This is a genomic window from uncultured Algibacter sp. (genome assembly GCF_963976535.1).
Lineage (GTDB): Bacteria > Bacteroidota > Bacteroidia > Flavobacteriales > Flavobacteriaceae > Algibacter_B.
Genome location: NZ_CAXBLF010000089.1, coordinates 1 through 8,547, shown reverse-complemented (window position 1 = coordinate 8,547; position 8,547 = coordinate 1). Strand labels below are relative to the sequence as shown.

10 protein-coding genes and 1 pseudogene are annotated in these 8,547 nt (G+C 29.3%); 5 read left to right on the top strand and 6 right to left on the bottom strand.

Going from position 1 to position 8,547, the window contains the following annotated elements; translation table 11 throughout:
• Positions 1-279 precede the first annotated feature (279 nt).
• Genes AAC024_RS15155 through AAC024_RS15140 form a run of 4 tightly spaced genes read right to left on the bottom strand, consistent with a single transcriptional unit; the run spans position 280 to position 2,027 of the window.
• The gene (locus tag AAC024_RS15155; protein WP_339896337.1) at positions 280-756 is read right to left on the bottom strand and encodes an HAD domain-containing protein; all 477 of its coding nucleotides are present in this window, start codon (positions 754-756) and stop codon (positions 280-282) included.
• A 21-nt stretch (positions 757-777) separates the two neighbouring features.
• Positions 778-1,155, bottom strand: coding sequence for a hypothetical protein (locus tag AAC024_RS15150; protein WP_339896336.1), 378 nt, complete (start codon positions 1,153-1,155; stop codon positions 778-780).
• Between the two features lie 18 nt (positions 1,156-1,173).
• Complete coding sequence (locus AAC024_RS15145) at positions 1,174-1,689, bottom strand: ImmA/IrrE family metallo-endopeptidase (RefSeq protein ID WP_339896335.1); 516 nt, start codon at positions 1,687-1,689, stop codon at positions 1,174-1,176.
• Positions 1,686-2,027, bottom strand: a complete 342-nt coding sequence (locus tag AAC024_RS15140; protein WP_339896334.1) for a helix-turn-helix transcriptional regulator — start codon at positions 2,025-2,027, stop codon at positions 1,686-1,688. Before AAC024_RS15140 ends, AAC024_RS15145 begins: the two co-directional genes overlap by 4 nt.
• 135 nt (positions 2,028-2,162) lie before the next feature.
• Between AAC024_RS15140 and AAC024_RS15135 the strand changes: the two genes are divergently transcribed.
• The 4 genes from AAC024_RS15135 (at position 2,163) to AAC024_RS15120 (ending at position 4,810) form a co-directional block, all read left to right on the top strand.
• Positions 2,163-2,345, top strand: a complete 183-nt coding sequence (locus AAC024_RS15135) for a hypothetical protein (RefSeq protein ID WP_339896333.1) — start codon at positions 2,163-2,165, stop codon at positions 2,343-2,345.
• Positions 2,346-2,542: 197 nt separating this feature from the next.
• A complete protein-coding gene (locus AAC024_RS15130) occupies positions 2,543-3,169 on the top strand; it encodes a hypothetical protein (protein ID WP_339896338.1) in 627 nt (208 codons plus the stop codon).
• Between the two features lie 2 nt (positions 3,170-3,171).
• Complete coding sequence (locus AAC024_RS15125; protein WP_339896332.1) at positions 3,172-4,380, top strand: nucleotidyltransferase; 1,209 nt, start codon at positions 3,172-3,174, stop codon at positions 4,378-4,380.
• Complete coding sequence (locus AAC024_RS15120; RefSeq protein WP_339896331.1) at positions 4,373-4,810, top strand: hypothetical protein; 438 nt, start codon at positions 4,373-4,375, stop codon at positions 4,808-4,810. The genes AAC024_RS15125 and AAC024_RS15120 overlap by 8 nt, the downstream gene beginning before the upstream one ends.
• A gap of 981 nt (positions 4,811-5,791) precedes the next feature.
• Here AAC024_RS15120 and AAC024_RS15115 read toward each other — a convergent pair.
• Complete coding sequence (locus AAC024_RS15115) at positions 5,792-5,998, bottom strand: hypothetical protein (RefSeq protein ID WP_339896330.1); 207 nt, start codon at positions 5,996-5,998, stop codon at positions 5,792-5,794.
• A 184-nt stretch (positions 5,999-6,182) separates the two neighbouring features.
• Positions 6,183-6,362 (bottom strand): annotated as a pseudogene (locus tag AAC024_RS15110) (helix-turn-helix transcriptional regulator); the annotation flags it as partial.
• Positions 6,363-6,659: 297 nt separating this feature from the next.
• Between AAC024_RS15110 and AAC024_RS15105 the strand changes: the two are divergent.
• Positions 6,660-8,138 (top strand): Fic family protein, encoded by a 1,479-nt coding sequence (locus AAC024_RS15105; RefSeq protein ID WP_339896329.1) that lies wholly within the window; start codon positions 6,660-6,662, stop codon positions 8,136-8,138.
• The last annotated feature ends 409 nt before the right edge of the window (positions 8,139-8,547 follow it).

Here is an 8,547-nt window from a genome sequence, read left to right as displayed (position 1 = left end):
ATAAGTATCAAAATCATAAATTAAAAGTACTATGAAAATCAGCAAGCCCTAAATACGATTTGAAACAAGTTTTTAGTAAAACGTTGCATCCAAATACAATCATCCACTGGATAATTGCATTTGAATAGCCTAGAATATGGACGCTCACTTCACCTATTGTTTTAGCCAAAATTTTATGAGGCCAAGGTTAACATCGAAATTCTATTTTACATAATGTTAGTTTCAAATAATAAAAAAAACCTATCAATTTGATAGGTTTTTTTATTGGTTTATACATTTTTAAACAGCTAAACGTCGTTGTCCAGAAGAATTTAAAATACTAATTGCATTTACAGCAAGTTCTTCATTTAACCCAACCGTCGAACTAGTTTGAATAAGCCTTTTTTTAATATTATAAGGCAAACTATTTAATGATTTGTCATCATCAATTATTATATATTGTTTATCAGTACTTGTCTCTAACCATTTGACTATCTCTTCTCTCCTATTCAAATTCTTTGTATTTCTTTTAAGTCTATGGATACTAGTAATATTATTAATACCTCTAGTTGAGAAAATATTTTTCCATTCTCTTATATGATAACTATACTTGTGCGAAGTAGTCAATACAATTCCTGCACCTGTTTCAGAAATAATTTTCTGAAGGCTATTTGCGGCTTTTGTACTAAATCTTGGAAACCCATCTTTTTCATATTCAAGACGTCTCCAACTTGCTCCAGAAACCATTACTCCATCTATGTCTAACAAGATTAACATGTTACAAATATATATATTATTTTATAAATCATTAAAAATACTTAAATCAACATCATTGATTTCAGCATCTCTTTCATTATGTTCTCTTATTTGTTCTTCAGTTTCATAGTCGATTTCAACAACAGTTATAGTGCTCCAATCATAATCAATTGCTGTTGAAGGAATTGCCCATTCATCTATTCCAATTACAGTTTCAGAAAGAATGGAGCAAATATACCTATGATGTCCATTTACAATACGAGAATCTCTCACTCTTATATTATCAAATTCTATTCCAAGCTTCATCTTTTTATAAATCCTTTGTAGAATTGGTAAGCAAATTTCATTTTGTATAGCTCCTAATTCTAAAGAACCTGATTTCAATAGGTCTTCAACAACTTTTAAATTTATTTCATCCATTAATTTAGGTGACTTTAATCAAAACATACCAAAATCATATCCTAAATTGGACAATCTAAATGACATGGCTTGAGTACTAACATTAAATTTTTTAGCCAACTTTTCAATCACATCATCTCCATTTAAGTCTTTTACTTCTTCTAATATTAAAGGAATTGGCATTAATAATGCTGCAGCAAAAGCATTAGCCTCTCTTTCTTTAAGAAATTCGCCTGTTGAGGATTCTGTATTTCGATACATTATACTTTTATTCTTATCTATAAATAAAGATTTGCTTTTTGAATGCAGAACAAAATGCCCCAATTCATGAGCAATGGTAAATCTTCTTCTTTTCTTGCTCTGATTTAAATTATAAGCAATATATGGTTTGTCATCTTTTATGACAAATAATCCTGACACCTCGTCATTAAAATTTGAAGCTTCTACTCCTACTCCTAATTTTTTTGCTAACTTATCAACATTAATTGGTGATTTTAAAAGATCAAATTCCTTTAAAATGCTTGCGGATTTTTCTTCGATATAGTTAAAAATCATTTATTTAGATTCTTTATTATTTCTTCTATTGCCTTTTTGGAATCTTCATCCAAACTACTAATATTCTTTAAAATATCACTGTATTCGTTTGTAGAAATATGTTTTTCGACCTCGTTAAAAGTTGGTAATAACTGTTGCAAATCAAAATTTAACACTGAAGAAATATCATATAATACGTGTAATGGTGGCTGATGCCTTCCTAATTCTATATTAGAAATTGAAGCTCTACTAATAAGTATTTTTTTTGCTAAATCGTCTTGACTATAATTTAGCCTATGACGAGCTTCTTTTATTCTTAAGCCTATAATTTTATATAGGGTTGAATTAAAATCTTTCATATAATACTTAACGTTGTGCAAATATAAATATTGTTTTGTTAATAAGCAATGTTTATTTAATAAACATATAAACTGACAGCTTATTATATTGGCATGATTATTGTCGTTAATTCAGCTAATTCTAAAAAGAAAAAAATGGCTAAAAATAAACCAATCGGAGACAATGCTAGAAAAGGTGCTGTAAAGAGTAGAACACAAGTGTTAAACCCAAAAACAAAACTTTATGTAAAGCGTAATAAAACTAATGGTCAATTTATGGATGTAAAAACATCAGGAGGGAAATTTAAAGGAGTAACTAACGAGTCAAAAAAGAAATGAAAGGTATAAAATATAGGTTTTTTGGATACTTAATAGTTATGTTACTATCAATAGGGTATTTAATATATAGATACTATTTTTTAGAAAGTGCTTCAGACTTTCATAAAGAAATTTTGGTGACAACTGCAATTGGTTTTATAATGACAACAATAGTTGGCGTTTATGAAATAATTAAAACCACTGGGAAAAATTTTTAGCTGACAATAAGATGTTGGCTTTTTATTCCAAATAAGATTGTTTACGTCTCATTAAGTTATTTAATTAGAATTAAAGTTGCAGGTACTGAAAAGTATTTTTTAGTTAAAGGCAATAAAATTAATCAATATCAACCTGTTGGTGGTGTTTATAAGCTAGTTGGTAATAAAGATATTTATAAAGAATGGGAAGCATCTGTTAAACCTGACTCAAAAAATCCACGTGATTTAAGGTTTTTTATTAAAGCAAAATATTTACCAGATGTATTAAAATGGTTTAAATCTGGCAAAGATAGAGAGGTTGGCGTTTGGAGAGAGTTTCATGAGGAATTAATTGATAATGGAATCCTTACATCCGGAAACTTTAAATCTATAAGAGCCGAATATTTATATACTAGAGAAAAATTACTTTCAAAAGAGACACGATTTAATAATGAAACATATCACGCTTTGGCGTATAATATTTTCAGCATTGAACTTAATAGTACTCAACTTGAAGAATTAAAACAGCTTCAGGAAAAGAAATCATTTACAAAAAAATATGCATTTGTTTCAGAAGATGAAATCAATAAAGAATGCTTTAATAATAGTAAAACACGAATAGGACAACACACAAAACATATAATTTAATTATGAATTTACAACAATATTTACATGAAAATGGACTTCAAAGAGAAGACATTTTAACTAGAATTGCAGTTTCACTAGAGTTAGATGAAACTCGAATTCAAAGAATGGAATCTGCTTATAATGCAGTTTATGATGTATTAAAAAATGATGATGATTTTTTTTCAAAAATTGATTTTTTAGTTTATCCACAAGGTTCAAAGGCTATTGGTACAACAGTAAAGCCAAGAGGAAGAGAAGAATTTGATTTAGATATAACCGTTGAAATAAGAGACCTTTATTACAATTATAAGTCTTCAGAGATTTATAATCACTTGATTCGAGTTTTAAGTAATAACGATGTATATAAAGAGAAGCTAATACCAAAAAATAGATGCGCTCGAATTGATTACACAGGCGATTTTCATATGGACGTACTTCCTGGTTGCATTGTAATTGAAGGAGATAGCAAGATAATGGTGCCAGACAGGGAATTAAGAAATTGGACTTCATCAAACCCAAAAGGCTATGCAAATTGGTTTATACAAAAAGCTGAAAGTGTAACTGTTTCAAATTTAAATAAAGCTTTTAGAACATTTTCGGCATTAAATGAAGCAAAAGCTGAACAGGAAAATTTACCAAATAATGATGTATACAGCAAAGAGCCACTTAAAAGAGCTGTGCAATTAACAAAAAGATATAGAGATATATACTTTGAAAAGAATCCCGATTATAAAACTTCAAGTATTGTATTGACTACAATTTTTGGTGAATTATACGAAGGAGAATCTTCTATTTATGAAACTATAGATAATATATTAACTAAAATCGTAAAGCGTTATACAGACTATCAATTTTTATTCGAAAGCCAAGGAGTTTATAAAAGAATAAAAGTTTTGAATCCAGTAAACACTGACGAGGATTTTACAGAAAAGTGGGATAAAGAAAAGCAATATTATGAACAATTTATTGCTTTTGCTAAAAGCTACAAGAATAAATGGGAAAAACTTAAAAATGGAGATTTCGGTATTGGTGAAGAATTGTTTGGTAGTGATAGAATAAAAGGAATCTTAACGGAACAATTAAAAGAAATAGCGAAAAACGAGGCGAATAAACTAGAATCTGCTGGAGTTACAATTATGTCTGGAAATACTTTCGTTGATAGATCTGGAAACATAAGCAATTCTGAAGGTTATAAAAGCAAAGAAAACAGAAATTTTGGGGACGTTGAATAATATTGATTTTAGCAAAAAATACAGACCACCAGATTTGACTAAAGACCTTATTAGTGCTCACATTCAGCAAAAACTTATCGAAGATAGTTTTGATTGGATTAAAAAGTCTATAGTCAAAGATGGCAGTCTCATTGGAAAAGGAAAATTAAAGCCAATTGGTTGCAAGAATACTTATGATATATTTTTTGTCTATAACCCAAATAAAAAGGGCAGGCAAGAAAATATTTATGTAGAGGATAAGAAAATAAAATTTGGGTTAGTTCCTCATTTATATAATAACCATAGTCTTTGCTTATATCATCCAAACGACTTATCTCCATTTATTCAATATAATTTTATTGATACAATTCCTTGGATTTCAAAATGGCTTGTTACATACGAGTTATGGTTAAAATATGGTATTTGGCTAGATAAGGAATTTAAGCATTAACAAGTCATTCCACACACATTATGCTTCCCTCCTACGTCGTCGCATAAAAAGTGTTTCATTAACATTGTAGAAGAAACTTTTGAGAATAAATTTTTTGAAGAAACTGTAGAAATACTTTCGCTTTTAAGCAAAGCTCAAGTTACATAACGCAGAACATTATAATACAAATGTTGTATATAGTTTATATGAGAGGAATCCATTTGATAGTTATAATTCTATATTATGTAAAATATCCCAGAAACATTGTATTCCATTACAGTAATTGGAACTTGGGTCATTAAACTAATAATCGGTGTGCTACGCACAGTTTTATTTATTTGTATCTATAATTTGTCGTTATGTAAAATAGCCACTGCCAAACGCTCGTCCCGATTTTACATCGGGATTCCCAACCGCTTGCCAGCGCCAAAATAAAAGCTAACCTTTTTGCTGTTATCAAAATTCTCGTATTTGAGTATTTATAGGTAATATTTTTTTCTACGCGATTCTCGTAAGCTTGCCATAAGAGCTTAAATTTTAAAAAAATAAAATTCTAAGCACTTATTCTATTCTCGTTACTATTCAAACTTTTTGTAATTGTAACTATTAATATTATGTAAAATAGAATTTGAAGCTTTCAACTTCTTAAGTTTTGATTTTATCTTTTTTTCTTGGATAAAAAAAGAAACAAAAAAATCATGACTGCATATAATTTTGGAAACAATTACGGCTCGTTACGCTATATTTTAGACTATTTAACGTTAAGAAAATGTACCCAAATTACATTTTTAGTTAAATACGATTTAAAACGAACATTTAGTAAAATGTTGTATCCAAATACAATCATTCACTGGATAATTGCATTTGTATAGCCTAAAATATTACGCTCCTCTCTCCTATTGTTTTAGCCAAAATTCTATGAGGTCGCTTTAATATCTCCAACTTAAATTGAACATTGAATTCCTATTGCGTTTCCAATCACATGTTATTATTATAACTAATTTACTCCCAATTATCTTTTGTATAACTCAACATTTCATACATTGTTAAAGCTACTGCACTTGCATTTCGACGTATGTAAAACTCCTCATTATTATTCTTTTCTGGGTTTTTAATAATTACAGGGTTAGAAGCCTTGTCCTTAATATGAATTGTAACTATGGTTTTAGCATCTATTTCAATAAACTCAACCTCAAATTTGGATGACATTTCATTACCAAAATAGGTTTCCACCAAATTATCAAAATGCAGATTAAAAGCATCTTTCTTATTCGTGTCTTTAAAACTTGCGAAGTCTGTATTTTCTAATCATTTTTTCATACGCTTCTCCACCTTCAGCAACACTTAAATTTGCTGATTGTATAGAATCATAAGTTTTATAAGGAGTATGAGTTTCTAGTAATTCAGCAACTGCAACATCTAATATTTTTGCAATCTTGAATAAATCTTCAAGACTTGGTTGTCTCCTATTTTGCACGTATGAATTTACCATATTGTAGCTCTTTTCTAATCTTTCTGCTAACCAAGTTTGCTTAATACCTTTACTTTCTAAAACTTCTTTTATACGATTCATTATAATGAATTGATTTACAGATGTAAATTAATACATATTGATTTAACATCTCATTTAAAACATCTCATTTAATGAGATATAAAATATTAATATTATGGGTTATTTTATAAACAATTTCATTAAATGCAACAATTTGTCTTTTAATTGATTTTAAGTGCAATTATTTTACTTTCATCCTATAATTTATGAATTTAAGTGCAATTATTTGTAACGACATATTGTTAAATGCAAATATTTATCGAAATAACCATTTTAAGTGCAATTATTTTACTATTTTTGATCTTGAATAACTTTTAAATGCAGAAATTTATCATGAATCTTGATCTTCCGGAAATAATATATAGTTCTTCTGATTCATTCGAATCTAGAAAAATAGGCCAACTTTTGAAAGATGGTAAAATAAGAAAACTACTTCCAAAGGCATATACATCAAACTTCATTGACACAGAAGATACTATTGTTAAAAGGCATTTATTTCAACTAATATCAAAACATTATCCGAAATCGCTATTAAGTCACAGATCTGCAATCGAGTATACGTTATCTCCAAAAGGATATATATACCTGACATCAACACAAAATCGAGTTGTAAGATGGCCTGGTGTAACTCTTAAATTCACAAAGGGTCCAGGTCCATTAGATAGTGACAACCCATTATTTAAAGATTTATATGTTTCATCTCAAGAAAGAACATTTCTTGAGAATTTAAGCTCTAGTAGGTCAACAGGAGGTGAATTTAAAATTGTATCTGAAGATATTATTGAAGAAAAATTATTACTGTTTTTAAATAGTGGTGGCGAAAAAAAATTAAATGAGCTTCGCGATAAATCTCGGAAAATCTCAAAAGAATTAGGGTTAAATAAAGAATTTGATTTATTAAATAAAAAAATAGGTGCATTATTATCTACAAAACCTAGTAAAATACTGAAGTCGCCTGTAGCAATGGCGCAATCATTTGGTGAGCCTTATGACCCAACTCGATTAAATCTTTTTCAAAAGTTAGCAGGAGCTTTAAAAATTATGCCATTCGATAGAATTGATGATAATGCAAAGAATGAAGAGCAATTCCGGACATTTGCTTTTTTTGAAAGCTATTTTTCAAATTATATTGAGGGCACAACATTTGAAATAGATGAGGCAATTGAAATTATTTATAAAAATAAGATAATTGTTAATCGAGCTGGAGATACGCACGATGTAAAAGGAACTTTTGAAATATGCTCAAACAAATTTGAAATGAGTAAGACTCCTTCTAGTCCGGAAGAGTTTATTGACGTATTAAGAGCAAGGCACGAAATAATATTAGGAGGAAGACCAGATAAACAACCTGGAATGTTTAAAGAAAAAGCTAATAGGGCAGGAAATACACATTTCGTTATACCGAAAATGGTTCCAGGAACTTTAAAGGCTGGTTATGAAGTAATTAATTCAATTCCTTCAGTTTTTGGTAAGGCTATATATATGATGTTCCTTGTTAGTGAAGTTCATCCATTTAATGATGGAAATGGAAGAATAGCAAGAATAATGATGAATTCCGAACTGGTTAAGAATTCTGAACAGCGTATTTTAATTCCAAATGTTTACCGTGATGATTATTTAGGTGCATTAAGAAAGCTTACAAAAGAATACAATCCAGATATTTATATAAGAATGATGGTTAGAGTTCAAGAATATAGCCATTGGCTCAATCCAACCAGTTTTGATAACATGCTAAAACAAATTGAAAATTCAAGTGCATTAGAAGAACCAAATGAAGGGCTATTAAAATGGAAGTAAATAGTTTGCACATCATTCCACACACATTATGCTTCCCTCCTATACTTCGACTACGCTCAGCACAGGCTAGTCGCATAAAAAGTGTTTATTCACAAGGTTAATCTTGTTTTAGAGGAGTTCATGCGTCTCGCAAACTCGATGTCATTAACATTACAGAAGAAACTTTTGAGAATAAATTTTTTTAAGTAACTGTAGTATGCCAAAGCGCCAGCTGGCCCATTCACTAAAATAGTCCACAGGACTATTTCTTAACGTTCTGTCCTGCTTTTAGCCAAAGCTCAAGTTATCCCGAAGCAAGTTCGGGACAGGCTATAACGCGGAACATTATAATTCAGATTTGAAATTATAATCAGACATTATATAAAATGTCTTTGTAACATTAAAAACGTGAGTTTTATTGTAATTTTTT

What these genes read in the sequence shown, in the direction of transcription:
- AAC024_RS15155 (WP_339896337.1), bottom strand. Translation starts at nt 756, where the DNA reads ATGTTAATCTTGTTAGACATAGATGGAGTAATGGTTTCTGGAGCAAGT.
- AAC024_RS15150 (WP_339896336.1), bottom strand. Translation starts at nt 1,155, where the DNA reads ATGGATGAAATAAATTTAAAAGTTGTTGAAGACCTATTGAAATCAGGT.
- AAC024_RS15145 (WP_339896335.1), bottom strand. Translation starts at nt 1,689, where the DNA reads ATGATTTTTAACTATATCGAAGAAAAATCCGCAAGCATTTTAAAGGAA.
- AAC024_RS15140 (WP_339896334.1), bottom strand. Translation starts at nt 2,027, where the DNA reads ATGAAAGATTTTAATTCAACCCTATATAAAATTATAGGCTTAAGAATA.
- AAC024_RS15135 (WP_339896333.1), top strand. Translation starts at nt 2,163, where the DNA reads ATGGCTAAAAATAAACCAATCGGAGACAATGCTAGAAAAGGTGCTGTA.
- AAC024_RS15125 (WP_339896332.1), top strand. Translation starts at nt 3,172, where the DNA reads ATGAATTTACAACAATATTTACATGAAAATGGACTTCAAAGAGAAGAC.
- AAC024_RS15115 (WP_339896330.1), bottom strand. Translation starts at nt 5,998, where the DNA reads ATGTCATCCAAATTTGAGGTTGAGTTTATTGAAATAGATGCTAAAACC.
- AAC024_RS15105 (WP_339896329.1), top strand. Translation starts at nt 6,660, where the DNA reads ATGCAGAAATTTATCATGAATCTTGATCTTCCGGAAATAATATATAGT.